Origin of the sequence: Curtobacterium guangdongense (assembly GCF_049341845.1) — a bacterium.
Taxonomy (GTDB): domain Bacteria; phylum Actinomycetota; class Actinomycetes; order Actinomycetales; family Microbacteriaceae; genus Curtobacterium; species Curtobacterium guangdongense.
The window spans coordinates 26212-52163 of the sequence record NZ_JBMPIT010000002.1 but is presented as its reverse complement, the minus strand read 5'-3'; the positions used below and the strand labels follow the sequence as shown (position 1 = coordinate 52163).

The 25952-nt window shown below is 68.7% G+C and carries 26 protein-coding genes and 1 tRNA gene; 20 read left to right on the top strand and 7 right to left on the bottom strand.

Annotated features, from left to right (window positions below; all coding sequences use genetic code 11):
• The first annotated feature begins 2 nt into the window (after nucleotides 1-2).
• The 11 genes from ACO0E1_RS02670 (at nucleotide 3) to ACO0E1_RS02620 (ending at nucleotide 8628) form a co-directional block, all read left to right on the top strand.
• Nucleotides 3-299 (top strand): WXG100 family type VII secretion target, encoded by a 297-nt coding sequence (locus ACO0E1_RS02670; RefSeq protein WP_071270879.1) that lies wholly within the window; start codon nucleotides 3-5, stop codon nucleotides 297-299.
• Nucleotides 300-361: 62 nt separating this feature from the next.
• The gene (locus ACO0E1_RS02665) at nucleotides 362-910 is read left to right on the top strand and encodes a hypothetical protein (RefSeq protein WP_422872779.1); all 549 of its coding nucleotides are present in this window, start codon (nucleotides 362-364) and stop codon (nucleotides 908-910) included.
• Complete coding sequence (locus ACO0E1_RS02660) at nucleotides 907-1752, top strand: hypothetical protein (RefSeq protein WP_422872778.1); 846 nt, start codon at nucleotides 907-909, stop codon at nucleotides 1750-1752. Before ACO0E1_RS02665 ends, ACO0E1_RS02660 begins: the two co-directional genes overlap by 4 nt.
• The gene (locus tag ACO0E1_RS02655) at nucleotides 1745-3241 is read left to right on the top strand and encodes a hypothetical protein (protein WP_422872777.1); all 1497 of its coding nucleotides are present in this window, start codon (nucleotides 1745-1747) and stop codon (nucleotides 3239-3241) included. Before ACO0E1_RS02660 ends, ACO0E1_RS02655 begins: the two co-directional genes overlap by 8 nt.
• Nucleotides 3242-3245: 4 nt before the next feature.
• On the top strand, nucleotides 3246-3740 hold the full coding sequence (locus tag ACO0E1_RS02650) for a hypothetical protein (protein WP_422872776.1): 495 nt from the start codon (nucleotides 3246-3248) through the stop codon (nucleotides 3738-3740).
• 1226 nt (nucleotides 3741-4966) lie between these two features.
• A complete protein-coding gene (locus ACO0E1_RS02645; RefSeq protein WP_422872775.1) occupies nucleotides 4967-5431 on the top strand; it encodes a hypothetical protein in 465 nt (154 codons plus the stop codon).
• A gap of 59 nt (nucleotides 5432-5490) precedes the next feature.
• Nucleotides 5491-5979 (top strand): hypothetical protein, encoded by a 489-nt coding sequence (locus tag ACO0E1_RS02640; protein WP_422872774.1) that lies wholly within the window; start codon nucleotides 5491-5493, stop codon nucleotides 5977-5979.
• 89 nt (nucleotides 5980-6068) lie between these two features.
• Complete coding sequence (locus ACO0E1_RS02635) at nucleotides 6069-6554, top strand: hypothetical protein (protein WP_422872773.1); 486 nt, start codon at nucleotides 6069-6071, stop codon at nucleotides 6552-6554.
• Between the two features lie 172 nt (nucleotides 6555-6726).
• Nucleotides 6727-7128, top strand: coding sequence for a hypothetical protein (locus ACO0E1_RS02630; RefSeq protein WP_422872772.1), 402 nt, complete (start codon nucleotides 6727-6729; stop codon nucleotides 7126-7128).
• A 107-nt stretch (nucleotides 7129-7235) separates the two neighbouring features.
• On the top strand, nucleotides 7236-7460 hold the full coding sequence (locus tag ACO0E1_RS02625) for a hypothetical protein (protein ID WP_422872771.1): 225 nt from the start codon (nucleotides 7236-7238) through the stop codon (nucleotides 7458-7460).
• A gap of 37 nt (nucleotides 7461-7497) precedes the next feature.
• Nucleotides 7498-8628, top strand: a complete 1131-nt coding sequence (locus tag ACO0E1_RS02620; protein ID WP_422872770.1) for a 5-methyltetrahydropteroyltriglutamate--homocysteine S-methyltransferase — start codon at nucleotides 7498-7500, stop codon at nucleotides 8626-8628.
• A gap of 54 nt (nucleotides 8629-8682) precedes the next feature.
• On the opposite strand, the gene ACO0E1_RS02615 is transcribed toward ACO0E1_RS02620, so the two are convergent.
• Together ACO0E1_RS02615 and ACO0E1_RS02610 are read right to left on the bottom strand one after the other, a co-directional pair.
• Nucleotides 8683-10830: a RecQ family ATP-dependent DNA helicase gene (locus ACO0E1_RS02615; RefSeq protein WP_422872769.1), complete on the bottom strand. Its 2148-nt coding sequence runs from the start codon at nucleotides 10828-10830 to the stop codon at nucleotides 8683-8685.
• A gap of 77 nt (nucleotides 10831-10907) precedes the next feature.
• Nucleotides 10908-12380 (bottom strand): hypothetical protein, encoded by a 1473-nt coding sequence (locus tag ACO0E1_RS02610; protein ID WP_422872768.1) that lies wholly within the window; start codon nucleotides 12378-12380, stop codon nucleotides 10908-10910.
• A gap of 326 nt (nucleotides 12381-12706) precedes the next feature.
• Between ACO0E1_RS02610 and ACO0E1_RS02605 the strand changes: the two genes are divergently transcribed.
• The 3 genes from ACO0E1_RS02605 to ACO0E1_RS02595 all read left to right on the top strand — a co-directional run bounded on the left by ACO0E1_RS02605 (nucleotide 12707) and on the right by ACO0E1_RS02595 (nucleotide 14176).
• Nucleotides 12707-12783: transfer RNA gene (locus ACO0E1_RS02605), tRNA-Pro, on the top strand.
• 179 nt (nucleotides 12784-12962) lie between these two features.
• The gene (locus ACO0E1_RS02600; protein ID WP_422872767.1) at nucleotides 12963-13607 is read left to right on the top strand and encodes an NAD(P)-dependent oxidoreductase; all 645 of its coding nucleotides are present in this window, start codon (nucleotides 12963-12965) and stop codon (nucleotides 13605-13607) included.
• Between the two features lie 77 nt (nucleotides 13608-13684).
• The gene (locus ACO0E1_RS02595) at nucleotides 13685-14176 is read left to right on the top strand and encodes a GNAT family N-acetyltransferase (RefSeq protein WP_422872766.1); all 492 of its coding nucleotides are present in this window, start codon (nucleotides 13685-13687) and stop codon (nucleotides 14174-14176) included.
• Nucleotides 14177-14201: 25 nt separating this feature from the next.
• On the opposite strand, the gene ACO0E1_RS02590 is transcribed toward ACO0E1_RS02595, so the two are convergent.
• A complete protein-coding gene (locus ACO0E1_RS02590; protein WP_422873112.1) occupies nucleotides 14202-14939 on the bottom strand; it encodes an SDR family NAD(P)-dependent oxidoreductase in 738 nt (245 codons plus the stop codon).
• Nucleotides 14940-15061: 122 nt separating this feature from the next.
• Between ACO0E1_RS02590 and ACO0E1_RS02585 the strand changes: the two genes are divergently transcribed.
• From ACO0E1_RS02585 to argG, 3 genes are all read left to right on the top strand, one after another.
• Nucleotides 15062-16024 carry an SDR family NAD(P)-dependent oxidoreductase gene (locus ACO0E1_RS02585; RefSeq protein WP_422872765.1) on the top strand — a complete coding sequence of 321 codons (963 nt, stop codon included), beginning with the start codon at nucleotides 15062-15064 and terminating at the stop codon, nucleotides 16022-16024.
• Nucleotides 16021-16605 carry a TetR/AcrR family transcriptional regulator gene (locus tag ACO0E1_RS02580; RefSeq protein WP_422872764.1) on the top strand — a complete coding sequence of 195 codons (585 nt, stop codon included), beginning with the start codon at nucleotides 16021-16023 and terminating at the stop codon, nucleotides 16603-16605. Before ACO0E1_RS02585 ends, ACO0E1_RS02580 begins: the two co-directional genes overlap by 4 nt.
• Nucleotides 16606-16687: 82 nt before the next feature.
• Nucleotides 16688-18130, top strand: coding sequence for an argininosuccinate synthase (gene argG, locus ACO0E1_RS02575; protein WP_402729332.1), 1443 nt, complete (start codon nucleotides 16688-16690; stop codon nucleotides 18128-18130).
• A 215-nt stretch (nucleotides 18131-18345) separates the two neighbouring features.
• Here the strand turns inward: argG and ACO0E1_RS02570 are convergent, their stop codons facing one another.
• Both ACO0E1_RS02570 and ACO0E1_RS02565 read right to left on the bottom strand, forming a co-directional pair.
• Nucleotides 18346-19047, bottom strand: a complete 702-nt coding sequence (locus ACO0E1_RS02570) for an alpha/beta hydrolase (RefSeq protein ID WP_422872763.1) — start codon at nucleotides 19045-19047, stop codon at nucleotides 18346-18348.
• Between the two features lie 18 nt (nucleotides 19048-19065).
• Nucleotides 19066-20283 carry an FAD-dependent monooxygenase gene (locus ACO0E1_RS02565; RefSeq protein ID WP_422872762.1) on the bottom strand — a complete coding sequence of 406 codons (1218 nt, stop codon included), beginning with the start codon at nucleotides 20281-20283 and terminating at the stop codon, nucleotides 19066-19068.
• Between the two features lie 196 nt (nucleotides 20284-20479).
• On the opposite strand from ACO0E1_RS02565, the gene ACO0E1_RS02560 reads away from it, so the two are divergent.
• Nucleotides 20480-21145, top strand: coding sequence for an SDR family NAD(P)-dependent oxidoreductase (locus ACO0E1_RS02560; RefSeq protein ID WP_422872761.1), 666 nt, complete (start codon nucleotides 20480-20482; stop codon nucleotides 21143-21145).
• Nucleotides 21146-21188: 43 nt separating this feature from the next.
• Here ACO0E1_RS02560 and ACO0E1_RS02555 read toward each other — a convergent pair whose 3' ends face one another.
• Together ACO0E1_RS02555 and ACO0E1_RS02550 are read right to left on the bottom strand one after the other, a co-directional pair.
• Nucleotides 21189-21863 carry a class I SAM-dependent methyltransferase gene (locus tag ACO0E1_RS02555; RefSeq protein ID WP_422872760.1) on the bottom strand — a complete coding sequence of 225 codons (675 nt, stop codon included), beginning with the start codon at nucleotides 21861-21863 and terminating at the stop codon, nucleotides 21189-21191.
• 66 nt (nucleotides 21864-21929) lie between these two features.
• Nucleotides 21930-22676: a FadR/GntR family transcriptional regulator gene (locus ACO0E1_RS02550; RefSeq protein ID WP_422872759.1), complete on the bottom strand. Its 747-nt coding sequence runs from the start codon at nucleotides 22674-22676 to the stop codon at nucleotides 21930-21932.
• 161 nt (nucleotides 22677-22837) lie between these two features.
• On the opposite strand from ACO0E1_RS02550, the gene ACO0E1_RS02545 reads away from it, so the two are divergent.
• Nucleotides 22838-24232, top strand: a complete 1395-nt coding sequence (locus ACO0E1_RS02545) for an MFS transporter (protein ID WP_422872758.1) — start codon at nucleotides 22838-22840, stop codon at nucleotides 24230-24232.
• Nucleotides 24229-25941, top strand: coding sequence for a dihydroxyacetone kinase family protein (locus ACO0E1_RS02540; protein ID WP_422872757.1), 1713 nt, complete (start codon nucleotides 24229-24231; stop codon nucleotides 25939-25941). The genes ACO0E1_RS02545 and ACO0E1_RS02540 overlap by 4 nt, the downstream gene beginning before the upstream one ends.
• Nucleotides 25942-25952 lie beyond the last annotated feature (11 nt).

Here is a 25952-nt window from a genome sequence, read left to right as displayed (position 1 = left end):
CCATGCCGAACATCAACGTGTCCTACCAGGAGCTCAACGGCAACGCGGACCGGCTGCTTGCCGGTCGTGACGAGATCAACGCGACGCTGTCGAAGCTGCAGGCGCAGATCGCATCGCTGACGCAGGCGGGGTTCCAGACGGACCGGTCGTCGGGGGCGTACAACGACGCGTACCAGCGCTTCACCTCCGGTGCGCAGAACACCATCGGTGGGCTGAACGACCTGGCGCAGTTCCTGCGCACCACGGCGACCACGCTGGGTGACGTGGACCAGCAGCTGGCGTCGAAGCTGGGTCGCTGAGCCGGTCCGTCGTGTGCGGCACCCGCGTGGTGCCGCTACGGGGGTGAACTGTGTACGGGGAAATGGCGAACCTGCGGGCCAAAGCCCGCACGCTCCGCAACGACGCCGCCGGTCTGCGCTCACGAGCTTCCGGGCTCGTGGCGCAGGCCGACGCGCTCTCGTCGTCCAAGGCGGCTGATGCAGTGCGTCGGCGCGTCCACGAATCCGGTGCTGAGCTCGGCAAGAAGGCCCAGCTGCTCGACGATGCAGCGGAGGCGCTCGAAGCACATGCGAAGGCGGTCGATGCCGTCAAGGCGAAGATCGCCGAGGCGGAGCGGATTGCGCGTGATCTCTGGAACCAGGCGTCCAGCCTGGTCGCCAACGTCGTCGACAGGGTGAAGGACGTCGCCAGCGGTGCCGTGAACGGACTGATGAACGTCGTCGGGGCAGCGCTGTCCGGCAACCCGGACGAGATCCGCGTGTCCGTGCACGAGGTCAACGGACGAGAGGTCTCGAGTTCCCAGGTGTCGAGCGCCCGGGCGTTCATCGGGCAAGTCCCCGCACCGCCCGAGGCGGGCTCGAAGGACTGGCTCGACGTGCGTGGGGCAGCGATGCGGAACGGCGTCGGATGAGCGCGGCGCCGAGCACCGACGTCATCGAGTGGGAGCTGTCCGTGGACGAGCTCCAGACGCTGCGCTCCCACCTGCCCGGCCTCGTGCTGCCGTCGTTCGTGCCCGAAGGGGATGGTCGGGACGACCTCGTGGCGGGGCTTGCTTCGCGAGGTGTGCTGGAGCGTTCTCCCGCTCTCGACGCCGATTCGTGGGCCGAGGACGTCGACGCGCCGTTCCTGCTGGCGCTCGCGCTGCAGAACACGGGGTCGATCGTCATCCAGGTCACCGCGTGGACACCGGACGCGACGACCGCGCACTCCACCGTGATCCAGGCGTCGGCCGCGTCGCACCTGACGGTGCACGGGGATGGTTCTGCCCGTCTGCGCGGGACCACGCTCGACCAGGCGTGGTCGACACTGGCGGACCTCGTGCCCTCCGTCGTCGTCGGCGACCCGGCCCGCGGGGCGGTCACCGTCAGCACGGTCGCGTCGCAGGCGCTCGTCGACGCGATCGGCCAGCGTGATCCGCGCCTGCTCGACGCCGTCGTGCGCGAGCTCCACGTGCCGGCCGAGGCAGTCGACCTCTTCCGCGGGCTCGCTGATCCGGTGCACTCGGGGTTTCGCGTGAAGGCGTTCACGCTGGACCACGGGCCGGTGTTCGCCGGCAACTGGTTCGGGACCACCCGAGGCTGGCTGCGGATGGGCGTCGGACTCGAGTCCGAGGCGCGCGGCACCGAGGTCACGCCAGAACTCATCACCGACGCCGGGACCGTCACGGTGACGGCACAGACCGACGAGGACATCCGTACGGAGCTGCTGAGCCTCGTCGCAGGACTGATCAGGGACAGGGACAGGGATGTCTGAAGGGCTGAAGGTCGACTTCGCCGAACTCGACCGGATGACGAACGGGCTGACGGACCTCAATGCGTACGCGCTGCCGTTGGTGCCGAAGGTCGGGGCGATCTCGGCAGATGGTGATCTGTTGGCGTCGGCGATCCTGTCGCCGGGAACGGCCGTCGCGGCTGAGTCGGCAGTGCTGACCGCATCGGTGCAGCTCGGGGTGACGGTCGCTTCGACCGAGGCGCTCGTGGTGATCACGGCGTCGATCGTGAAGGTGTACCAGACGGCTGAGGCTGCGCTGGTCGTTGCGATTCCCGTCGTAGAGGCCGCCTTCGATCGCACGCTCTTCTTGACTCTGGCTCCTCTGACCACCGGCGTTGTTGTCAGTATGGTGACGAATGCCCTCGCGCTCGGCGTCGGTGCTGAGGGTGTCCGAGCCTTGGCGGTTTCGTTGTGGGAAGCGGTCGGAGAAGCCTCGAGCTGGACGGAATCTGGGGGTTTCGCGACCAACCTCGCGGCGGCCTTCGCGTCGAACTTCTCGGTCAGCAACGCGAGCGCTTTCTCCCTCGCAGCGTTCCAGTCGATTCTCGGTTCCCGCGGTGACCTCGGGTACAACACCCTGCTGTCGCTCCTGGTGCATGAAGGTCATGGGGTCGGGCTGTTCGACGATGGTCGAGCGTCGTGGGCAGAATCGTCAGCCGACAACTCCGCGAAGAAGAAGGGCGATCTTGACGACATCGCGCAGGCGACTTTCGGTAGGCCCCAGTACAGTGACGCCGAAGACTACCGAGCTCCGCTCGACGTGGATGCGAACGGCAACGTTCGTCCTAGGACTCTCGGACAGCTCTGGGCGGGCGCAGCGCAGATCGATGGGATCGGGGCGAAGGAGAGTGGCGACGTTCGTGTCATCCGTATCGACACCCCGGACGGTCCGCGGTTCGTTGTACAGATTCCGAGCACGCAGGTCTGGGACCCTCGAGCAGGGGCGGTGCCGAACGACCTCACCTCAGACGTCATGGCCATGCGGTACGGCGACAGTTCAGCCTTGGCCTCCTCGGTTCGAGAGATCCTACGAAGCATCCCCGAGGTTCGGGACGGAAATGCGCCGGTCATGCTGACTGGATTCAGTCTGGGCGGGATCACCGCAGGAGCGATCGCCGCGGACCCGCAGGGGCTCAACGTTCAACAGGTGGTGACCGCGGGGTCCCCGATCGGACGGATGGACATCCCTACTTCTACCTCGGTCACATCGTTCGAGTCCAGAGAAGACCCGATCGCGCGGCTGGACGGTTCTGAGAACCCTCATCGACCGGGCTGGAACACAATCGGGGGCGCGGCTCCATCGATCCACGGCGAGCCTCCACAAGCAGAACACAGTTTTGTTGATGCACATTCTGCGACTCGATATTCAGTCATGGCCCAAGAGCATCCTGATGTGGATCGGAAATCGACGGCTTCGCAATTCCTCGATGGCGACCAGACGGTCACTGATTACCGGGTAGAGCGGCAATAGAGACATGAAGCGTGCTGTGATATTTGTTGGGCTGATGGCGACGGCGCTGGTGCTCGCATCCTGTGCAAACAGCTCTCCTGCGGGACAGACGCCGGCGGAGGCGGAGAGTGCTCTAAAGACGCTGCCCGGGGTTAAGGACGCTTCGGTCTCAATAGAGAAGGACACGAGTGGCCTCTCGGCGGCGAACACGAGCCGTGCGGTGGTGATTCTCAAGATGGATTCTGGGACCACGAATGATCAGGTGAGTGACGCTGAGGTCGATTTCATCTTGCAGACAGGGTGGTCGACGGGCGCAGGTAGGCCTCTGGCTCGAGGTGTCACCGTCGGCGTCGACGGTGCTGAGGCGCTCAGCGTCGGGAAGCTATTGGATCGAGCAGGCTGGGTCGAGAACGGCTCCCCGATTCCGGGTGCACAGTCGGGCAATGTGCCTGCCCGACTGCTCGAGGACCGTTTCGGCAAGTGGCCAGGTAAGCCGCCGGGGACCTATGGAAAGGACTGACGCAGGTCCGGAGCCGCGTCCGGATAGCGAGACTCGATGAAAACTGATCGACGCGTCCTCTCTAGCCTCCGGTCATCGGGGCACCGCCCTCATTGCGGCCAAAGCTCTCGAGCGGAAATGGGGAAAATGGCCGGGGGAGGTTCCGGATTATTGAGTGACCCGGTCAGCTTCAGCCTCGGATACGACGAACTCGGACGCACTTAGGCGGGCGCCGGGTGAGGACGAAACCGTGAACAAAGGCTGAATCCGGCTCGGAGCAAGGGCGAGTGGGACCTGATGACGACTGGTCGGCGTCGCACTCGCAATGAGGACCGAGTCCGACGACAAGGTGCGTTCAGGAGGGTTAGGCCTATCTTCTCGTGGAGGCGCAGCTGACCGAAAAGGGGTGGGGCGGTCGCATACCGCTCCTCGACGGATCCTTCGAGATTCATGTGCTTGAGGGTCCGAAACCTGTTGTAGATACCCGTTCGGTGTTCGGCGTTGCAGAGGAGACTTTTGTACCAACAAGCATTGCAATCTTGCACCCGAAGCATTGAAGAACGGCCGTGAAGTAATGAAGAGGATCGATCAAACCATTTACGTTGATCGTTGAGCCTCGTGAAAATATTCGCGCTTGTTTTCGCAACCGGTCTTCTGCTGACTGGTTGTGCCCGAATGAACCCAGAAGAAAGTTCGGCGCCCGTGGAATCGTCCAACGCGGCGAGCCCGACTACTGAGCGGACGATTGAGGACCGGAAGGCTCTAACCCAGGCGACCGAACGCCAGATCGCCGAGAGCATTCCGGGTCACGGGGATATTCGCCAGTCCTCGAATGGCGCCCTCTTCACTTGCGCTGGGGGAGATCGCCAGTGGGTCGGAGGGGCCGATGTTGTCGTCCGCGGAAAGGTCGACATGGAATCGGTAGTCGATGTTCTCCTGGAACAATGGGGCAATCACGATGGTTACGCAGCGAACCGCGGGTCCGACTCAGCGGGAGCTCCGACTGTTGAGATCGTTGGCGATGAGGGCGAGGGATACCTCGTCGCCCAGGGCGCAAAGGGGTACGAAGTCGCGCTCACTTCCTCGTCGCGGTGCTTCGCAGTGCCGAACGGGTTCAGCGGCGCTGGCTCCTGGTAGAACGCCGCTGGAAGGTTTGAGGGGTCGGAGCTCGTGCACGACGTGCGTGAAAGCCTATACATGGCTAGTGGGAACAGATGAAAGCGCTAGGTCTTTTACTCGGGATTGGGATGATGGTCATGGTTGGTGGTTGCTCACAAGATTCGGAACCTCGCTCGGTTCAGAGCCCCGAGCAGAGAATCGCGGCGGTCAAAGAAGCAACGCAGCGGGTTGAACTTGAGCTGGTTGGTCTCATCCCGGCCGAGAAGGTGGTGTCCGTGAAGCAAGAGGAACTCGGCTCGCTCCTGTCGTGCTCCGATGATGCCGATCAATGGGCGGGGCACAGCCGACTTCGGCTGACACCCGGTGTGGATTCGACCGCGTTGACCGATTCGCTCGAGACCGCTGCGAAGCAAAAAGGATTCGAGGTCGACCGTGATGCTGCTGTCGATGGTTTTCCTCGCCTGAAAGTGCACACGAAGTCCGGAATCTCCCTGCTCATAGGTGCGGACGGAGACGGTACCGAGATGCGTGTCAGTTCGTTTTCCGCGTGCTTCTCGGTGCCGACTGACTTCGTACCTGATCCTTCCTATTGATGGCGCTGCCGAGGGATGGTGCGACACGACCGGAAAGACTTCGTCGACGGACCGATAAAGTGAGGTACACCGCCGCCCTCGTGGTCGGGCCGCTCTCATTGTTGCTCGCGGGCTGCGCAATGTCTGATGAGGGTCAGGCGTCTCCGGAGGCCCGTATAGCCGCAGCGAAAGAGTCCGCCCAAGGCGCAGAGAAGGTGGTCGTGGAGCTGATCCCGACCAGTAGTCGGATCGCGGTCTCACAGCGCCCGAATGGCGTGCTCGTCTCGTGCGGTGATGGCAAGCAATGGTCGGGGAGCACCCGAGTGAGCTTGGCGAGTGGTGTAGCTGTCCAGTCGGTGTTCGACGCCGTGACCTCTGATGCTCTCGAGTCGAAGTTCACCGTAGACGAGCAGACTTCTTCCGGAGGGAACCCTCGTCTGCAGCTTGGCGATGATGCGGGCAACACGGTCTACCTGTCGCCTCGGGCTGGCGGAACCGGGATCGACATCGATTCATTCTCGAAGTGCTTCTCGGTCCCTGCGGACTTTCAAGACGAGGGGACGTACTGAAGGAAATTGGCGAGGCATTGGGGGTTGCGGATGAAATGCGTGAGAACCGGTACTGCGTGCCACGCCCTGCCCGAAACGAGGAGCTGATCATGAGGATCACACGAATCCTCGCGATCACGATGGGGGTCGCGTTCCTGGGCGGGTGCGCCGCCAACACGTCGACTGTGGTGCAGAGTCCGGGCCAGCGAGTGGCTGACGCGAAAGCGCGAACACAACGGCTCGAGCAGCGAGTCGCGGATCTCGTGCCGAATACGGCCGTCGATGAGATCAGGCAGCTTCCGAATGGCTCGTTGCAGTCATGCGAGCAAGGCGACATGTGGGCGGGCGGCATCACGATCAATCTGCGCACGGGTGCACAGCCAGAGATCGTCCTCGGTGAGCTCGGGCAGCGTGCGGACGACGCAGGCTTGGAGGTGGAGCAAAGCAAGTCGTTCAACGGGACGGAGCGCATCACGGTGTCCAATCACGAGGGGGTCTCTGTGTTGCTCGACAGTGCACCGCACAGCATCGACGGAGGATCGTTCTCGGACTGCTTCTCGCTTCCGAAGGAGTTCTACCGAGGCGGTGAATTCTGAACCGTCGGTCCAGGACGTTTGCGCAACGAGTGAACCGACCGGTGGTCCGAAGGGACTTCGGGTGTGAGCGCGGGGAGAGCGATTGATGCGAATCGTCAAGGCAGTCGGCGTCGCATTCGTTGTGGGCGCCCTCGCCGGATGCGCTCCGAACGCTGCGGATCAAGGAGACCCCATGGAACGCCTCGCTGCTGCGAAGCAGTTGACGCAGCGTTCCGAGCGTGCGGCCATAGAACTCCTCCCGAAAGAGGACGTGATCGACATCGATCAACTGTCCGAAGGCACGTTCCTGCCGTGCTCGGATGGATACGTGTGGAGCGGGAACATCAGGGCGTCTTTGCGGGAGGGCATGGATGGTGAGGGTGCGCAGGAGAAGCTGGCCGTCCGAGCCGAGGAACGTGGTGATGACGTGCGAGAGGACAAATTGCTCTCGGGGCGCCGTCGATACACGATCGCGACGGATGACGGCGTTCAGATGCTGCTCACCGTGTGGGACCACGGCACGGTGCTGGACATCGACTCGGCCTCACCCTGCATCCGTCTCCCCGACGACTTCAAGCGACCTCGCATCTACTGATGTACGGGACGACGACCGCTACGCTGCCGACGGTGGGGACGGAAAAGATCGCTAGCGCTGATCGCAAGAGATGGCGCCAGCTCTGGTGGACATTGCCGCTCGCGACCGTGGTCGCCTTCCCTCCGTGGGTGCTCGCGGCCTTCGCGTGGGGAGGATTTGGCAGCCGTGAAGTGCTCCCCGCCGTCGCTGGGATCGTCGTCGTCGGGCTCGTGTTCTTCGGCGCCGTCACCATCCCGACGAAGCTGACGGCCCGGTCCGGCACCGTCGGCGCACTCGTCGGGATCGTTGCAGCCGCGATCGGCGCGCTCGTCATCGTGTTGATCACCCCCTGAGCGCAGCGCCGCAAGGGTCCGTCGATACCATCGACTGATGACCTCGCAGCGACCGCCGTACCGCGCCGACATCGTCGGCAGCTTCCTCCGCCCCACCAGCGTGAAGGGCGCCCGTCAGCGCGCTGCCGCGGCCACGATCGACCCGACGGAGCTGCAGTCGGTGGAGGACGAGGCGATCCGCGGCCTGATCGACTCCGAGGTCGAGGCCGGGCTGCAGCTCGCGACCGACGGTGAGTTCCGCCGCGCCTGGTGGCACCTCGACTTCTGGGGTGGCCTGAACGGCGTGGAGGTCGTCGAGCTCGACCACGGCATCGCCTTCCAGGGGGTCGAGACCACCCCGAAGGGCATGCGCGTCACCGGGCCGGTGTCCTTCCCGGCAGACCACCCGTTCCTCGCCCACGCCGCGTTCGTGCTCGCCGAAGCGGAGCAGCGCGGTGTGACGGCGAAGATGACGATCCCGTCGCCGACGGTGTTCGACTTCCGGCTCGACGCGGACCAGATCCGCACAGACCACTACGCCGACCGCGATGCGATCACCGATGACCTCGTGCGGGCCTACCGTGATGCGATCGCCGCGTTCTACGACGCCGGCGTGCGCTACCTGCAGCTCGACGACACGGCGTGGGCGTACGCCTGCTCTGATGTGGAGATGGAGAAGGCTCGGGTTCGGGGGATCGAGACCGATGGCATCGCGGAGCGGTTCGCCACGATCATCCGCCGGGTCCTCGATGGTCGGCCCGACGACCTGGTCGTGACGACGCACGTGTGTCGCGGGAACTTCCGGTCGACGTGGATCGCGTCGGGCGGGTACGAGCCGGTGGCGGAGCAGATGCTCGGTCACACCGGCTACGACGGCTTCTTCCTGGAGTACGACAGCGACCGCGCGGGTGGGTTCGAGCCGCTGAGGTTCCTGCCGAAGGGCGACCAGGTCGTCGTCCTCGGACTGATCACGTCGAAGTCGGGGGAGCTCGAGGACCCGGCCGTCATCGAGCGTCGGATCGCCGAGGCCGCCGAGTTCGCCCCGCTCGAGCAGCTGGCGCTGAGCCCGCAGTGCGGCTTCGCGTCGACCGAGGAGGGCAACGTCCTGACCGAGGACGAGCAGTGGGCCAAGGTCCGCTCGGTGGTCGCGATAGCCGAGCGGGTGTGGCCGACCGCAGCGCGACCCTAGCCAGCGCGCAGGGCAGCAAGACACCAGCCGGCCCGCACGGCAGCGGGACGCCCGCTATGCGACGGTAGCCAGCGCGAACGGCAGCACGGCGGACGCCCCCGCACGCCGGAGCTCCCGACCGGCGACGGTCATCGTCCACCGGCTGTCCACGAGGTCGTCCACGAGCAACACCGGACCTTGGTGTGATTGCAGCGCCGAAGACAGAGCGGGCCCGACCGTGAAGCTGTCCCACACCCCGGCGAGCCGGTAGGCGCTGTTCGTCGCGCCGTCCCCTCGCGGAGTCCCTCCGGTGCGGTCGAGCGTCCCGAGGAACTCGAGCTTCCCGATCGACGACAGCGCCTGCGCGAGCGACGAGACGAGCTGCGGCCGGGACTGCGACGACATCGCCACGACACCGGTCGGCCGGGTCTGCCACGGCCAGTCCTTGAGCGCTCGGATGCACCCGTCGAGGAGTTCGCGCGAGACCGGTGCGTCGGCGACCCCGGACGCGAAGAGCGCACGCAGTGGACCACCCCACCCGAGGTCGGTCAGGCGGGCGACCGCGCGACCGGGCGCGACGACCTCGTCCGCGGCGAGCTTTCCGCGGACGGGCACGTTCAGCGCGGACATGCCGGAGGGCCACTGCGCGCGGGACGCGATCTCGACGCCGACCTGGTCGAGCGCCGAGGCGGCACCCGCTGACGCGTCCGAAGGGACGTCGGCCGGGTACCAGGCACCCGCACAGTTGTCACAGCGGCCACAGGGTTCTGCCGAGGGGTCGTCGAGGTCCTGCTGCAGGAGCTGCATCCGGCAAGCCGAGGTCGACTCGTAGTCGAGCATCGATGCGGCCTCGGCAGCGCGGGCGGCAGCGACACGTTCGTAGCGCGCGGCGTCGTACTCCCACGGCTGCCCGGTCGAGACCCACCCACCGGTGACCCGACGGACGGCGCCGTCGACGTCGAGGACCTTGAGCAGGAGCTCGAGGGTGGATCGCTTGATGTCGACGAGCCCTTCGAGCGCGACCGTCGACATCGCCGAGTCGGTCGACAGTGCGCCGAGGACCGCAGAGGCGCGGGCTTCCGTCGGCATCGACGCGCTGGCGAAGTACTTCCAGATCTCCTGGTCCTCGTACCCGGGGAGCAGGAGCACGTCGGCGTTGTCCGTCGCTCGGCCGGCACGACCGATCTGCTGGTAGTAGGCGACGGGGGAGGACGGCGCCCCGACGTGCACGACGAACCCGAGGTCGGGCTTGTCGAACCCCATGCCGAGGGCGCTGGTGGCGACGAGGGCCTTCAGCTCGTTGCCCTTCAGCTGCTGCTCGAGCTGCTCGCGTTCGTCGGTGTCGGTGCGCCCGGTGTACGCACGGACGGCGTACCCGCTCTCACGCAGCAGGCGCGCAATGTCCTCTGCCGCGGAGACGGTCAGCGTGTAGATGATGCCGCTGCCCGGGAGGTCACCGAGGTGCGCCAGGAGCCACCCGAGCCGGGCCCGGGCGTCGGGCAGGGTCAGGACCCCGAGACGCAGGGAAGCGCGAGCGAGCGATCCGCGGATCGTGAACACCGGATCGGCGGGACCGGCGGTGAGCTGCTCGGCGACGTCCTCGACCACGCGCTCGTTCGCGGTGGCGGTGGTCGCCAGCACGGGCACGCCGTGCGGCAGGGACCGGATGAGTTCGGCGAGGCGCCGGTAGTCGGGCCGGAAGTCGTGGCCCCAGTCGGAGATGCAGTGCGCTTCGTCGACGACGAGCATGCCCATCCGGGCGATCAGCGTCGGCAGCTGCTCGTCGCGGAACTTCGGGTTGTTCAGCCGCTCGGGGGAGACGAGCAGGACGTCGACCTCGTCGCGGGCGAGCGCGGCCTGCGTGTCGGACCACTCGTGGGCGTTCGCGGAGTTGATCGACACGGCATGGACACCCGCGCGGGCAGCGGCTGCGACCTGGTCGCGCATCAGGGCCAGCAGTGGCGACACGAGCACCGTCGGGCCCCCGCCGCGCCGCCGCAGGAGCAGGGTCGCGAGGAAGTACACCGCGGACTTGCCCCATCCGGTGCGCTGGACGACGAGCGCGCGCTGCCGGTGTTCGACCAGGGCCGAGATCGCCTCGAGCTGGCCGGGGTGGAAGACGGCGTCGGGACGCCCGGTGAGCGCAGCGAGCGCAGCCTGCGCTTCGGCAGCGATGTCTGCAGAAGGCGAGGCGTTCGGCGGGGCTGCAACGGGGGTGTCCATGGCCCCATGCTGTCAGGACCGACCGACGAAACGCGGGTCGAGCCTCCAGTCTGTGGACAACCGGCGACCGGAACCCGCTACTGGTACGTGACCAGCGACGGCGTCGGCGCCACGTCCTGCATGGTCTGCGCAGGCGTCAGCATCGGCTGGTCCTCGTCGTAGAAGTTCTTCCAGCCCCAGTGCGTGCCTGCTGGCGCATCGGCGTGCAGCGCCTTCCACGTCGCCTGCTTGTCCGGTTGCGATCCCTGCCCGTCGGCGTGGATGAGCAGGTCGAGCTCGGGGTGCGACTCCAGCGACGAGCGGTCCTGGATCATCGACAGCCGGAACTGGTGCAGGACGAGTGCCTTCGGGGGCAGCCCCTCCGAGCGGACGAGCCGCGAGAGCCAGTCCGAGACCTGGTTCACCTCCGAGGCATTCACACTCCCGATCTGCTGCAGGGGCACCTGGTCGGCCGTCAGCCGCCACTCCGGGTCGAGCGCCAGCCACACACCGGGCTTCTTCAGAAGCGACTCGTACCGCTTCGCCTGCGACAGGAAGTCCGAGCGGCCGGGCTGCAGGTCGATGATCACCGGCATGCCGGCGTCGTGGGCGGCGTCGACGTAGGGCTCCAGCGTCGAGACGGGAAGCTCGGTCGAGTAGTCCCCGTCGGCGCCGGCGTCACCGGCCGCGACGGTGGCGATGACCTCGAACGCGGGGGTCACGGGCTCGTCGGACACGTCGTCGTACGACGCCGCGAGCTGTTTCGCCCGCGCGACCGACGCCGCAGGGTCCTGCTCGCCGAGCACGCCGAGGGACGGTGCCCCTGGTGCGCCGTACATCGCGACGTACCGGTGCCCGTCGAACGGTCGCTGCCCGCCGTGCGGCAGCTGGAAGCCGCTCTCCGCAGCGCGGACGGTCCACATCGGGTCGTCGAGCCCGCCGAACGCGGACCCGACGAACAGCGTCGGCGCGTCGCGGTGGTCGTGGAGCGCGGTCACGACGTCGGGCGCCGCAGCCGGGTCCGTCACGCCGTCCGGCATGGTCACCACACGCGCACCAGCCGCCTTCGCGGTCGCCACCGGGGCAGCATCGGCCGTCCCGTCCGCTACCACCACGGTCGCCGGCCTGGAGGACCGGGTCGACTCCGGCGCGTCGCCGTCCTCCGGCGCGGATCGCCGCTGGGCGTCGGTGTCGATCCGGACGTCGCCCTCGGCCTGGTACCAGGTGGCTCCGAGGCGGTCGAGCTCGCGGGTGACGCTGTGTTCCTGCTTCGTGCTCGTCAGGAGCAGGGGGACATGCGCGTTCGTCGCAGCATCGGCTGCGGTGTCGATGGCGCTGTCGTTCCCGGCTGGCGCGACGACGGCACCGGGTGCGGTGGCGAAGAGTGCGCGACTCGCCCGGATCGACCGTTCGACGGGATCCTGTTCGGCTGCGACGGCCACGGTGTCGGGGGAAGCTTTCGTCAGCGTCGGCCGGTCGTTGTGCGATTTGGCGTTCGTGCATCCGGCGGCGCCGAGCACGAGGCCGGCTGCCGCGAGTGCGACGAGGGCACGGGCGGTACGGGAACGCATCGGGCCACCCTACGAGGGCCGTACTGGGCGCCGCATGTCCGGGGTGGGGGCGCTCGGTGTCGCTCTGGGTGGTGGTTCAGTGTCGCTCTGGGTGCGCGCGGCGTCGCGCGAGATCGAGTGCGCAGACGTGGCGAGTACGAGCACCGGGAGGTCGCCGTTTCTGCGCACTCGATGGTTGGAGACGGGACCGACACGGGGCCGTCACGAGACCGGGACAGGACGTGGCGCGGCAGGGGTCCGGCGTCCGCTATGCTGGTCGGGCTGCTCCGCGCTCGGTCGGGTGCGGGTGGCGGAGTCCTCCGGGACTCCGAGTCCGCAAGGGCTCGCGGGCTGTGGCGCAGCTTGGTAGCGCACTTGACTGGGGGTCAAGGGGTCGCAGGTTCAAATCCTGTCAGCCCGACCATTCGATGAAGCCCCGACGGGATCACGGTCCTGTCGGGGCTTCTCTCGTTCGGTGTCGAATTCACGCCCGCCCGGTCACTCCACGGTGCCGAACGCACCGCGAAGTGCCTTCTTCCGCTCGGCGGGCCGCTCTCCTACGGTGAGTGCTGACCCAGCATCCGCACGATCAGGAAGGCACACATGACCAGCATCACCGTCATCGGAGGTACCGGCTACGCCGGAGCCGCCATCGTCGCGGAGGCTGCCCGACGCGGCCACCAGGTCACTTCCCTGAGCCGCTCGCTCCCCGAGTCGCAGGTCGACGGCGTCACCTACGTCCAGGGCGACGCCTCGGACAAGGGTGCGCTGTCGTCCGCGATCCAGGGCGCCGAGGTCGTCGTGTCGGCGCTCGCCCCGCGCGGCCCGCTCACCGACACATTCCGCGACGTCACGCGCACGATCGCGCGCCTGGCCGACGCTGCCGGTGCCCGCCTCTTCGTGGTCGGCGGCTTCTCGTCGCTCCGCCCCGCCACGGGGGCCCCGCGGTACGTCGAAGACCTCAGCCAGGTCCCGGAGGAGCTGCACCACGAGATCCAGTCCGGCGCGGCCCTCGTGATCGAGGACCTCCCCGCCACGGCTGAGTCGCTCGACTGGGTGTTCGTCAGCCCGCCGCTCGGCTTCGGCGCGTACGCGCCTGGCGAGACGACCGGTGCGTACCGCGCTGGCGACGACGTCGCCGTCGTCACCGAAGGCGGCGAGATCTCCGCTCCCGACTACGCCCTCGGTTTCGTCGACCAGATCGAGCGCGCGGATCTGCACCGCGCGCACGTCAACGTCGCGCACTGATAACTTCACGGTCTGGAGGCTCGTGGCGGGCCTGCCACGAGCCTCCAGGCCGTCGTATGGTGAGTCCCGGTGACACCGTGCAGATCCGATCAGTGACTCCCGGCGACTGGCAGCAGATCCGCGACATCCGCATCCGGATGACCGAAGACACGCCGATCGCCTACCTCGAGACCGCTGATGCAGCTCGCGCGCAGACCGAGGACGAGTGGCGGGCGCGGGGTACTTGGGGGACGGCTCCGCACGGCCTCTCCGTCGTCGCGATCGACGACGCCGGCACGTGGGTCGGCGCGATGGGCGGCTTCGTGCACGACGAGCACGGTCCGCTCCTGGTCCGCGTGTTCGTCGCGCCCGAGGTACGTGGTCGTCAGCACGGCGTCGCGGACGCGCTGCTCACCCGCGTCGAGGAGTGGGCACGCGGCGAGGGCGAGACGCTCACACTCGCGGTGCACGAGGACAACCCCCGCGCCATCGCGTTCTACGAGCGTCGCGGATTCGCCTTGACAGGGGAGACCGAGGAGTACCCGCTTCCGCCGCACGGGGCGGAGCGCGTCGTACGCAAGGCCGTGTGACGCGTCCGCCCGGCCGCCTCATGCGTCAGAGTGCAGTTCCTCCCGTGGCGTTGACGACGCTGCCGGTGACCCATCGCGCTTCCGGTGATGCGAGGAAGGCGATCAAGTCTGCGATGTCGGCCGGCTCGCCGATGCGGCCGAGTGCCGCGCGCGCGGCGACGGATGCCTCGGCGTCGTCGCTGCCCCCGCTGAGTGCGTTCCACGCATCCGTGCGGACCGTGCCGGGACGGACGGCGTTGACGGTGATCCCGCGCGGGCCGAGCTCCTTTGCCAGCGTGACGGTGAGGTTCTCCAAGGCGGCCTTGCTCGCCCCGTAGGCGATCATCGGAGGCGTGGCTGACGACGCGGCGAGGCTGGAGACGTTGATGATTCGACCATGGTCATGCATGCGGGACAATCCCTCGCGGACCAGGAACAATGGAGCTCGCACGTTCGCCGCGAAGGTCCGGTCGAACTCCTCCTCGCGCAGCGTCTGCAGCGGGCTGACCCCGCCGACTGCGGCGTTGTTCACGAGGACGTCCACGCCGTCGACGGCTCCGTGTGCCCGCGCGGTCTCTTCGAAAGCCGCCCAAGTGCGCACGGCATCCCCTGGGGTGCCGAGTTCTGCTGCGAACGCGAACGCTCGCCCACCGGCCCTCGTGACCAGATCGACCGTCTCCTCCGCAGCGCGTCGATCGCTCGCGTAGCTGAACCCGACCTGGAACCCGTCGGCGGCCAGTCGGCGCACCGTGGCCCGTCCGATGCCTCGACTCCCACCAGTCACCAGCGCTGTCCGGTCTGCTGCGTTCCCTGCCACAATTCGTTCCTTCGTTCCTGGGGTGGGTTGACACTGTCAACTTAGGCGCTACGGTTGACAACGTCAACCACGGTCTAGGAGGAGAAACCATGACGACAGTCGTGATCACCGGCGGCCACTCCGGCATCGGTCTGGCGGCCGCGCGAGTGCTCGCGGCGTCCGGGGTGGACCTGGTCCTCGCCGGACGCAGCAGCGAGCGGATGCAGCCGGTCGTCTCGGAGCTGACGGCCGAGCACGGCACCGAGGTGCGGATGCTCCACCTCGACACGTCGTCGTTGGCGTCGGTGCAGGAGGCCGCGGCGCAGGTCGCCGGGTGGCGGAGAGCCGGCGTGCTTCCGGCGTTGGACGCGGTGCTCTGCAACGCCGGTGGCCGGTTCGACGGCCCGGTGACCTCGAGCACGGACGGGTACGAGACGACGTTCGCGACCAACCACCTCGGCAACTTCCTGCTGGTCGACCTGCTGCTGCCGTCCATGTCCGCGGACGCTCGTGTGGTCGTCACCGTCAGCGGGACACACGATCCCGACTCCGTCGACGGCCGCCTGGTCGGACGTGCGGTCGAGCCGGACGCCATGCTGCTCGCCGGGGTCGGGAAGGACGGCGCTCCGGCGTTGAGCGCCGGGAAACGCTACGCGACATCGAAGATGTGTGCCGTGATGTTTTGTTACGAGCTGGATCGGCGCCTGCGCGCGAGCGGGAGCTCGGTGGCGTCGACCGCGTTCGACCCCGGACAGGTGCCCGAGACGGGGTTCCTCCGGGACATGCCGCGCGTGGTGCAGTGGATCGCGACGACACGCTTCTTCGGGTGGATGTCGAAGCGGATCGGGGGAGTCGTCTCGGACGTCGCCTTCTCCGGCGCGTCGCTCGCACGCCTCGCCACGGATCCCGAGTTCGCCGGTCGGTCGGGGGAGTACTTCCAGGCGAACGACGGCACGCTGTCCCCGGTCCGATCGGCGACCCTGACGTACGACCGTCGGCGTGCTGCGCAGCTCTGGAGCGATTCGACCACGCTCGTCGAGCGGGCGGGCTTCGAGATGGCCGGTACGCCGTGAGCGCCACGGGAGACCGTCTCGTGGACGCGGCATCGCGGTTGCTCGACGAGGGCGGCCAGGGCGCGGTCACGATGCGCGCGGTCGCGGCGGCGGTCGACGTCTCGCACAACGCCCCGTACAAGCACTTCGACGGGCGCGATGATCTGCTCGCGGCCGTGGCCGTCCGGGACTACGCCGCGATCACCGAGCGCTGGCGAGCGATCCGCACCGCACGGACGGACGTCCGGGATTGTCTCCTCGACGCGCTCGAGGTCGTCGTCGTCTTCAACCGTGAGCATCCAGCTCGGTACCGGCTCCTCTTCGGCACTCCGGAGGTCGCCGTCCGCAGCGAGGTCCTCGGCGTCGCGGCGGAAACCGCGCTGCAGGTCTTCACCGACATCGTCATCGACTGCCAGCGCGCTGGCGCGCTTCCGTCGTCGAGGAGCCACAACCTCGGCATCATGCTGTTCGCGACCGTCCACGGCCTGATCGACGCCGATGCCTCAGGACTACTCCGTGCTCGGACCGGATGGGCCGACATCCGCGCCGGCATGGGGTTCGTGCTGGACCTCATGTCCCCGTCGAGAGCCGCGGGGGAGTGAGGAGGCACATCGCTCCTCGGGTTCTCCGCAACCGTCCACCCGGACGGCCGGGCACCGTGCCCCGTCCCCTACGATTGTCAGCGTGTCCAAGGTCCTGAGCAGTCTCCCCGTCGGCGAACGAGTCGGCATCGCGTTCTCCGGAGGTCTCGACACCTCCTGTGCCGTTGCCTGGATGCGTGAGAAGGGCGCGGTGCCCTGCACGTACACGGCCGACATCGGCCAGTACGACGAACCGGACATCGACGCCGTCCCCGGTCGCGCCCACGAGTACGGCGCGGAGATCGCCCGGCTCGTCGACGCGAAGAGCGCCCTGGTCGAAGAGGGCCTCGTCGCCCTGCAGACCGGCGCGTTCCACATCCGCTCCGGCGGCAAGACGTACTTCAACACGACGCCCCTCGGTCGTGCCGTGACGGGCACGATGCTCGTCCGCGCGATGAAGGAAGACGGCGTCGACATCTGGGGCGACGGCTCCACCTACAAGGGCAACGACATCGAGCGGTTCTACCGCTACGGCCTGATGGCGAACCCGCGTCTGCGCGTCTACAAGCCATGGCTCGACTCCGAGTTCGTCGAGGAGCTCGGCGGCCGCAAGGAGATGAGCGAGTGGCTCGTCGCGCGGGGCTTCCCGTACCGCGACTCCACCGAGAAGGCGTACTCCACGGACGCCAACATCTGGGGCGCCACGCACGAGGCCAAGAGCCTCGAAGAGCTCTCCAGCGGCCTGGACATCGTCGAGCCGATCATGGGCGTCGCCGCCTGGCGTGACGACGTCGAGGTCGCGACCGAGGTCGTCTCCGTCCGCTTCGAGGCCGGTCGCCCCGTCGCGATCAACGGCGTCGAGTACGCGGACGCCGTCGCGCTGGTCTACGAGGCGAACGCCATCGGTGGCCGCCACGGCCTCGGCGCGTCCGACCAGATCGAGAACCGCATCATCGAGGCGAAGAGCCGCGGCATCTACGAGGCTCCCGGCATGGCGCTGCTCCACATCGCCTACGAGCGCCTGCTCAACGCGATCCACAACGAGGACACCGTCGCGTCGTACCACAACGAGGGCCGCCGCCTCGGTCGCCTGATGTACGAGGGCCGCTGGCTCGACCCGCAGTCGCTCATGCTCCGCGAGTCGCTGCAGCGCTGGGTCGCCTCCGCCGTCACCGGTGAGGTCACCCTGCGTCTCCGTCGCGGCGACGACTACACGATCCTCGACACCACCGGCCCGGCGCTGTCGTACCACCCCGACAAGCTCTCGATGGAGCGTGTCGGCGACGCCGCGTTCGGTCCGGACGACCGCATCGGCCAGCTCACGATGCGGAACCTCGACATCGCGGACTCGCGTGCTCGCCTCGAGCAGTACGCGGCCGCCGGGCTCATCGGCGGGGCGACGGGTGAGCTCGTCGGCGAGCTCGAAGCCGGCGAGTCCGAGGAGATCCTCGGTGGCGCCGTCGTCACCTCCGACGCGGACGACGCGCTCGGCCGTGCGACGGACGCCGCGTCCGAAGGCGCGGCCTTCGACGCCGGCACCGACTGATCGGTCCGGGCCACAGACGGACTGGCGCGCCCCGCTCAGCAGTGACGCGCCAGCGTCACGCGGGGCGCGCCGACCGAGCCTGCGAGGGAGGGGTGCCAGCTGGCACCGAGCCTCCAGCCCGTCGTAGCGGCGACCAGAGCCGCACCGCACCCCGCCACGCACGTCGCGCCCCGTCGTGAGCGGGCGCGATGTCCACACGGGGGTGCGACCTGGCGTCAGGACAGCACCGACTCCACCACGTCGGCGACGATGTCGGGGCGGGTGATGAAGGGGTGGTGGCCGGTCGGGACGTCGACGGCGCGTGTCGCACGTGCCGCGTGCGAGCGCTGGAGCGCGACGGTGGTGCTGCGGTCGTCGGTGCAGACCAGGTAGGTGGAGTCGACGCCCTGCCAGCCCGCAGCGCTCGTCGGGGTGACGAACGCGGCCGCGGTCTGTGTGGTCACGCGCTCCCAGGCGGCGCGTTGCAGGGACTCGTCGGCGTCCTGCAGGAACCGGGCGCCGAACGAGGCGGCGTCGTAGCCCGCGACGCCGAGGGTGCCGTCCCCGGCATCGGCGATCGACACGGGGTCCGGTTCGTCGGCCATGATCGCGCCCTGCGCCCGCCCGACGTCGGGGAGGTACGACGACACGTACAGCAGGTGGCGGACAGCCGGGTGCGAGCCGGCCTCCGCGATGACGGTGCCGCCGTAGGAGTGTCCGACGACGATCGCCTCGTCCACCTCGTCGAGCGCTGCGCGGAGTGCGGCGGCATCAGCGACGAGGCCACCAGCCGGACGGCCGGACGTGGTCTCACCGCAGGACGGGAGTTCGACGGCCCGACTGCGGATCCCGGTCCGTTCGGACAGCAGGTCGGCGGTCGGCTGCCACCACCAGGCACCGTCGCGGACCAGGGCGCCGTGCACGAAGAGGAGTTCCATGGTGCCGACGCTACGACCTCACCGCTCCAGGTGGGCGTAGTCGGGCAGGTCGATGCGATCGGCAGGCGGGGTGAAGAGTCGCCCGGCGACCTTGCCGACGAGTGGGGTCGACCCCGCGCGGACGGCGAGGCCGAACAACGCGACGCCGGCCCGCGACTTCGGATTGGCGACTCGTGGCGTGCCCGGCGGGAGCTGCTGCGCCTGGTCGACGTACGGTCGCATGATCCGCTCGTACCCGCGGAACGCGTCCCGGTGGTCGACGTGGGCGGCGAGCTCCCCGGCGAGGACGTACGCCCCGGTGATCGCGAGACTCGTGCCCATCCCGCTGATCGGCGACGCGCAGTACGCGGCATCGCCCACGAGTGCGACGCGGCCGGAGGTCCACCGGGGTGCCCGGACCTGACCGATCGACTCGGAGTAGAGGTCGTCCGCGACGTCGAACCCGTCGAGGACGCGCTGCGCCTCCCACCCGGCGTCGGCGAAGCGCTCACGGAGGCGCGCCCGCTGGGCGTCGACGTCCCGGAGCTCGGCACCGGCCTGCTCGCGCGTGCGGTCGGTGAGGAACGACATCGCCGCCCGGATCGTGCCGTGCGCGTCGGGGCGCAGGGTGACGGATCGTCCGCCCGGAGCGCTGTACCACCGCCACCAGTCGTCGTCGGCGGCGGTCCGGGGGATCGTCGCGTACGTGGTCTCGAGGCCGAGGGACCGGATCGTCGGCTCCGCGCCGAAGACGAGTCGCCGCGTGGACGACCCGATCCCGTCCGCGGCGACCACCAGGTCGAAGTGCTCGGACGGGGCGTGCTCGAACTCCACGCGGACGGCATCGACGCCCTCGCCGTCGTGGATCGCGGTGATGCGGTCGCCGTAGCGGTACTCGGTGTCCGCGGTGGTCTGCGCGACGAGGAGTGCAGCGAGGTCGCCGCGCAGGACCTCGAGTTCGGCGGTCGCGCCGCCGGAGTCCGTCGTGCCTGCGGGGAACTCGGCGATGACACGGCCGCTCGATCCGATGAAGCGGGTGCCGACCTCGCCGGTCGTGGCCGCGCGGATGTCGTCTTCGATGCCCATCCGACGCGTGACCTCGCGGCCGGCACCCCGCACGTCGACGTTCTGCCCGCCGGTCCGGAGCGCGGGTGCGCGCTCGACGACGGTCGTGTCGTACCCGTACCGGTGCAGCCAGTAGGCGAGGGCGGGACCGGCGATGCTCGCGCCGGAGATGAGGACACGTCCGCGGGTCATGGTGCTCCTTCTCGCAGGGTGGGGTGGGTCGGTCGGGCTGGTGGGCCGGTTGGGGTCTCCGAGTCAACCGCAGCGAGCCTGCACGCCGCCGGGACTGGGGAGTACCACCAGGGCGTCCCACGTGCACGCTGCGGCTCGTAGCGTTGCTCACGACGACCTGGCTCGAGCACATCACCGAAGAGGAGCACCAACGCCCATGAGCACCATCGCCATCATCGGAGCAGGCAAGGGCCTCGGCATGGCCGTCGCCCGGCGGTTCGGACGCGAGGGCTTCTCCGTCGCGCTGATCGCCCGCAACCAGCAGCGCGTCGACGCACTCGTCGAGACCCTCGGCAGCGAGGGGATCACCGCCGCCGGCTACACGGCTGACGTCCGCGACCAGGACGCCCTCCGCGCCGCGCTCGTCCGTGCGAGCGAGGACCTCGGCCTGATCGAGGTCCTGCAGTACAGCCCGCTGCCGGCGAAGGAGTTCATGCGCCCGGTCCTCGAGACCGTCGCCGACGACCTCGTCGGCCCGGTGGAGTTCTCGATCTACGGCTCCGTCACCGCGGCCCACCAGGTCATCCCCGGGATGCGGGCGCTCGGCCGCGGCACGCTGCTGTTCGTCAACGGCGGCAGCGCGGTCCGCCCCGGTGCCCGCGTCACCGGGACGTCCGTGGCCTTCGCGGGGGAGAGCGCCTACGCACAGCTCCTGCACGACGCCCTCGCCGACGAGGGCATCCACGTCGGCCAGGTGATCATCCCGTTCGGGATCGACGACGGGGACCCGTCGCACTCGGGGGAGTCCGTCGCCGAGCGCCTCTGGTCGATGCACGTCGAACGCGGCGACTTCCGTGTCTACGCGGAGGCCATGCCCGACTGAGTCGAGGGTGACGACGACGACGGCTGTGCCGCCGCTGTCGTCGTCACCGCCGCCGGACGAGCACCACGCTGTCGAGGAGCTCGTGCACCGTTCCGTCGTCGCGCGCGACCGACCGCGGTCGTGTCTCCGCGGCGACGACCTCCCACTCCCCGGGCGCGAGCGCGAGGGCATCGAGGTCGTCCGAGGGTGTCGGGAAGCGGTGTCCTTGGAATTCCTCGGGGACGCCGCCAGGGGGCGCGGCGTGCGCGGTCACGAGGAGGTGCCCACCGGGTGCGACGAACCGGGTGGCCCGGTGCAGGATCGCCTCGCGGGGGATCTCGACCGGCCAGGACTGCAGGAAGGACGCGGTGACGAGGTCGAAGCGCTCGTCGGAGTCCCACACGGCCAGGTCTGCGGCGACGAAGGTCACACGATCACCGAGCCCGGCAGCCTCCGCCGCAGCGCGCCCGCGATCGGTGGCGGTGCCGGACAGGTCGACGCCGGTCACCGTCCACCCCCGCGCCGCGAGCCAGAGGATGTCGCCGCCTTCGCCGCACCCGAGATCGAGCGCCCGGAGATCACGCGGTGCGCCCGTGTCGGGCCCGAATCGGTCCACCGTGTCGGCGAGCACAGCGTTCACCCGGCCGGACCACATGCGGTCCTGGTCGGCGTAGCGGGCTTCCCAGTACGTCGCCGGGTCGGGATGTGCGTCTGCGGGGACGTCGTGATGCTCGTGCATTGTGCGATCCAGCCACACGCCGCGCTCGGCAGGCAAGCCCCGTTGCCGGATCGGCAAGGACCGGTGCTACTCCGTGGGCACCGGGTCGGCGTGCTCGATGCGGGCGCTCGCCGTGGCCATGTGCTCGTCCATCGCACGCTGGGTCGCCGCGACGTCCCGCGAGCGCATCGCGTCGAAGACCGCACGGTGCTCGCGGTACGCGGCCTCGGTCGCCTCACGCGTGGTCACCCGCCGTCCTACCCACACGCTGAGCATCGAACGAAGGCTCTGCAACAAGTCGGCGAGCACATCGTTGCCGCCGGCCCGGGCGAGCAGGATGTGGAAGCGGACGTCGGCTTCGATGAAGGCGGTCGGATCGTCGAGCGCCGCGTCCTGCTGGTCGAGGGTCGTGCCGAGTGCGTCGAGTTCCTCGTCCGTCGCGCGCTGCACGGCCAGGATCGCCGCCGTCCGTTCGAGCGACGAGCGGATCTCGAGGAGTTCCCGCGTCCGGTTGGACGCGAGCATCAGGCCCCAGGACAGCGTCGTGGGGAGGAGATCCGAGGTGCCACCGCGCAGGTAGGTGCCCGATCCCGGCCGGATCTGCACGATGCCGAGGATCTCGAGTGCCGCGAGGGCCTCACGGACGGCCGAACGACCGACCCCGAGCTGCTCGGCGAGGATGCGCTCGGACGGCAGGCGTGACCCGGGGGCGAGGTCTCCGGCGGTGAGCAACGAGACGAGCTGACGGGCGACCTCTGAGGCGGGTGAACCCGTCGGTACGGACTCGAGCTCGAGTCGCATGTTGAGCGGGTCGTTCTCGCTGAACGCGGGCATGGGGAGATCGTACCGTTCGGTCAACTGGTCAACCGGTTGACAAATACGAGGGCTGTAATGCACACTGTCCTGGGCGCGCCGAAGCGCCCCGAACTCGTTCCGGAACCCGCACGCGCAGCAGCGCCGGACGAGGTCGACCACCCCATCGAGCAGGAGTCATCGTGGACATCCCCGCCACGCGAGGTATCCCCACCTCAGTCGTCGAGAAGACGACCATCCGCAAGATCGCCATCCGCATCGTGCCGTTCGTGGCGCTGATGTTCTTCATCAACTTCCTCGACCGCACCGCGATCTCCTTCGCGGCGCCGAACGGCATGGAGGCGGACCTCGGTCTGACCGCCGCGCAGTTCGGTTTCGCCTCCGGTGTCTTTTTCATCGGCTACCTCGTCCTCGAGGTGCCGTCCAACCTGGCCCTGCACAAGTTCGGCGCCCGCGTCTGGCTCGCCCGCATCATGATCACGTGGGGCATCGTCTCGCTGCTGTTCACGTGGGTGCAGAACTACCCGCAGCTCGTCGGGCTGCGCTTCTTGCTCGGCATCGCGGAGGCCGGGTTCTTCCCCGGCGCGATCCTGTTCCTGTCGACCTGGGTGCCCGCACGCCACCGCGGCAAGATGCTCGCGCTGTTCTACCTCGCGCAGCCGCTGACGAGCGTCATCGGCTCCCCGCTTGCCGGCTGGCTGATGACCCACGAGGGACTGCTCGGCGGATTGGCCGGCTGGCGCTTCATGTTCCTCTGCGTCTCGATCCCCGCGATCATCGTCGGCATCCTGTGCCTCTTCGTCCTCAAGGACAAGCCGTCCCAGGCCAAGTGGCTGGACGAGGACGAGAAGGTCTGGCTGGAGAACGCACTCGCCAAGGACGCCCAGGGCAAGAACGACGGCCACGGCAAGGGTGGTCTGCGTGCCGCGTTCGGCAACGGGCGTGTCTGGATGCTGGCGTTCGTCTACTTCGGCTTCATCTACGGGCTCTACGCGCTGAGCTTCTTCCTGCCGACGATCATCGACGGCTTCCAGGAGCAGTTCGGCACGTCGTTCGACCTGTTCCAGAAGGGCCTCATCACGGCCATCCCGTACGTGCCCGCCGCGGTCGTCCTGTACTTCTGGTCCCGTGACGCCTTCCGCCGCGGCGTGAAGGTCTGGCACATCGCGCTGCCCGCGCTCGTCGGCGGCGTCAGCATCCCCGTGGCGCTCTACATGAACTCCCCGGCGGCCACCGTCGCGGTCATCGCGATCACCGCGTGCTCGATCTTCGCGGCGCTGCCGAACTTCTGGACGGTGCCGACGCAGTTCCTGTCGGGTGCCGCAGCCGCTGCCGGCGTCGCACTCATCAACACCGTCGGCAACCTCGGTGGGTTCGCGGCGCCGTACATCACGGGCGCGGTCAGCGAGTGGACCGGCGGGTACCAGATCCCGATGTTCATCGTCGGCTTCTTCATGGTCCTGTCGAGCGTGCTCATGGTGATCGTGTCCCGACAGCACCGCGGCACCGGCGGCGCCGGCTCCGCACCGACGACGACCGACGCCGAGCGCGCGGTCACCACGGAGGCAGGCGCATGACCCGGTTGTTCAACGATCCGGCGGACTTCGCGGACGAGATGGTGGACGGGTTCGTCGCGGCGAACCAGCGGTGGGTGCGGAAGGTGCACGGGGGTGTGGCCCGCGCCACGGCGAGCCCGGACGGTACGGTCGCGCTGGTCGTGGGTGGTGGCAGTGGTCACTACCCGGCGTTCGGTGGGCTCGTGGGGCATGGGGTGGCGGCGGGTGCGGCGATGGGGAACCTGTTCGCCAGTCCGAGTGCGCAGCAGGTCACCGCGGTCGCGACGGCGTCCGAGCACGGTGGTGGGGTGCTGCTGTCCTACGGCAACTACGCCGGTGACGTCCTGAACTTCGACGCCGCCGCCCGGGCGCTCACCGACGCGGGGATCCCGGTCCGGACGGTCCGGGTCACGGACGACGTCGCGTCGGCTCCGGCGGGTGAGACGCACAAGCGGCGGGGGATCGCGGGGGACCTGTGCGTGTTCAAGGTCGCCGGTGCCGCCGCCGAACAGGGCAAGTCCCTGGACGAGGTCGCGGAGCTCGCCGCACACGCCAACGCGAGGACGCGCAGTTTCGGTGTCGCCTTCTCGGGTTGCTCCCTGCCGGGTGCTGAGGAGCCGTTGTTCACGGTCCCGGAGGGGCGGATGGCGATCGGGATGGGGATCCATGGGGAGCGGGGCATCGACGAAGCGGACGTCCCGACCGCGGACGGTCTCGCCGAGCTGCTGGTCGGCAAGCTCCTCATGGAGCGTCCGGAGGGTGCCGGTGACCGGGTGGTCCCGATCCTGAACGGGCTCGGCAGCGTGAAGTACGAAGAACTCTTCGTCGTCTACGCCGCCGTCCAACGGCACCTGACCGATGCCGGCTTGACGGTCGTGGAGCCCGAGGTCGGGGAACTCGTCACGTCGTTCGACATGGCCGGGGTGTCGCTGACGCTGTTCTGGCTGGACGCGGAACTCGAAGCGCTCTGGGCGGCACCGGCGGACACGCCGGCGTACCGGAAGGGTGGTGCGGTGCCGCAGGAACGCCTCCCCGACGCCGGCCTCACCGCCGACGCGTCCGCGCCCATCCCCGAAGCGACCGCCGAGTCGCGGGAGTCCGCGGCGATCGTCGCCGAGGCGATCACCGCCATCCGCTCGACCATCGACCGTCACGCCGACGAGTTGGGTCGGATCGACGCGGTCGCCGGTGACGGCGACCACGGCATCGGCATGCAGCGCGGCTCCACCGCCGCCGACACGGCAGCACGCGACGCCGCCGAACGCGGCGCGGGTGCCGGCACGGTCCTCATGATCGCGGGGGATGCGTGGTCGGACAAGGCCGGTGGCACGTCCGGTGCGATCTGGGGTGCCGCACTGGAGGCTCTGGGTCGCGTCATCGGGGACCGTGAACGTCCCACAGCGGCGACCGTCCACCGCGCGGTGCACGCCGCCACCGACGCGGTCCTCGCCTTCGGCGCGGTCGTCGGCGACAAGACCATGGTCGACGCCCTCGTCCCCTTCGACGACGTCCTCACCACCCGCATCACCGCCGGCGACGACCTGACCACCGCCTGGTCCGAGGCATCAGCGGCTGCCACCAGCGCTGCCGACGCGACCGCGTCCCTCCTGCCCCGCATGGGCCGCGCACGCACCCACGGCGAGGACGCCGTCGGCACGCCCGACGCCGGCGCGATCTCGTTCGCCCTCATCACCACAGCGGTCCTGTCGACGATCTCCGTCCCGGCTTGACCCGCACGCAC

Coding starts and splice junctions, on each gene's coding strand:
- ACO0E1_RS02670 (WP_071270879.1), top strand. CDS start 3: ATGCCGAACATCAACGTGTCCTACCAGGAGCTCAACGGCAACGCGGAC.
- ACO0E1_RS02665 (WP_422872779.1), top strand. CDS start 362: ATGGCGAACCTGCGGGCCAAAGCCCGCACGCTCCGCAACGACGCCGCC.
- ACO0E1_RS02660 (WP_422872778.1), top strand. CDS start 907: ATGAGCGCGGCGCCGAGCACCGACGTCATCGAGTGGGAGCTGTCCGTG.
- ACO0E1_RS02655 (WP_422872777.1), top strand. CDS start 1,745: ATGTCTGAAGGGCTGAAGGTCGACTTCGCCGAACTCGACCGGATGACG.
- ACO0E1_RS02650 (WP_422872776.1), top strand. CDS start 3,246: ATGAAGCGTGCTGTGATATTTGTTGGGCTGATGGCGACGGCGCTGGTG.
- ACO0E1_RS02645 (WP_422872775.1), top strand. CDS start 4,967: ATGATGGTCATGGTTGGTGGTTGCTCACAAGATTCGGAACCTCGCTCG.
- ACO0E1_RS02635 (WP_422872773.1), top strand. CDS start 6,069: ATGAGGATCACACGAATCCTCGCGATCACGATGGGGGTCGCGTTCCTG.
- ACO0E1_RS02630 (WP_422872772.1), top strand. CDS start 6,727: ATGGAACGCCTCGCTGCTGCGAAGCAGTTGACGCAGCGTTCCGAGCGT.
- ACO0E1_RS02620 (WP_422872770.1), top strand. CDS start 7,498: ATGACCTCGCAGCGACCGCCGTACCGCGCCGACATCGTCGGCAGCTTC.
- ACO0E1_RS02615 (WP_422872769.1), bottom strand. CDS start 10,830: ATGGACACCCCCGTTGCAGCCCCGCCGAACGCCTCGCCTTCTGCAGAC.
- ACO0E1_RS02610 (WP_422872768.1), bottom strand. CDS start 12,380: ATGCGTTCCCGTACCGCCCGTGCCCTCGTCGCACTCGCGGCAGCCGGC.
- ACO0E1_RS02600 (WP_422872767.1), top strand. CDS start 12,963: ATGACCAGCATCACCGTCATCGGAGGTACCGGCTACGCCGGAGCCGCC.
- ACO0E1_RS02585 (WP_422872765.1), top strand. CDS start 15,062: ATGACGACAGTCGTGATCACCGGCGGCCACTCCGGCATCGGTCTGGCG.
- ACO0E1_RS02570 (WP_422872763.1), bottom strand. CDS start 19,047: ATGGAACTCCTCTTCGTGCACGGCGCCCTGGTCCGCGACGGTGCCTGG.
- ACO0E1_RS02565 (WP_422872762.1), bottom strand. CDS start 20,283: ATGACCCGCGGACGTGTCCTCATCTCCGGCGCGAGCATCGCCGGTCCC.
- ACO0E1_RS02560 (WP_422872761.1), top strand. CDS start 20,480: ATGAGCACCATCGCCATCATCGGAGCAGGCAAGGGCCTCGGCATGGCC.
- ACO0E1_RS02555 (WP_422872760.1), bottom strand. CDS start 21,863: ATGCACGAGCATCACGACGTCCCCGCAGACGCACATCCCGACCCGGCG.
- ACO0E1_RS02550 (WP_422872759.1), bottom strand. CDS start 22,676: ATGCCCGCGTTCAGCGAGAACGACCCGCTCAACATGCGACTCGAGCTC.
- ACO0E1_RS02540 (WP_422872757.1), top strand. CDS start 24,229: ATGACCCGGTTGTTCAACGATCCGGCGGACTTCGCGGACGAGATGGTG.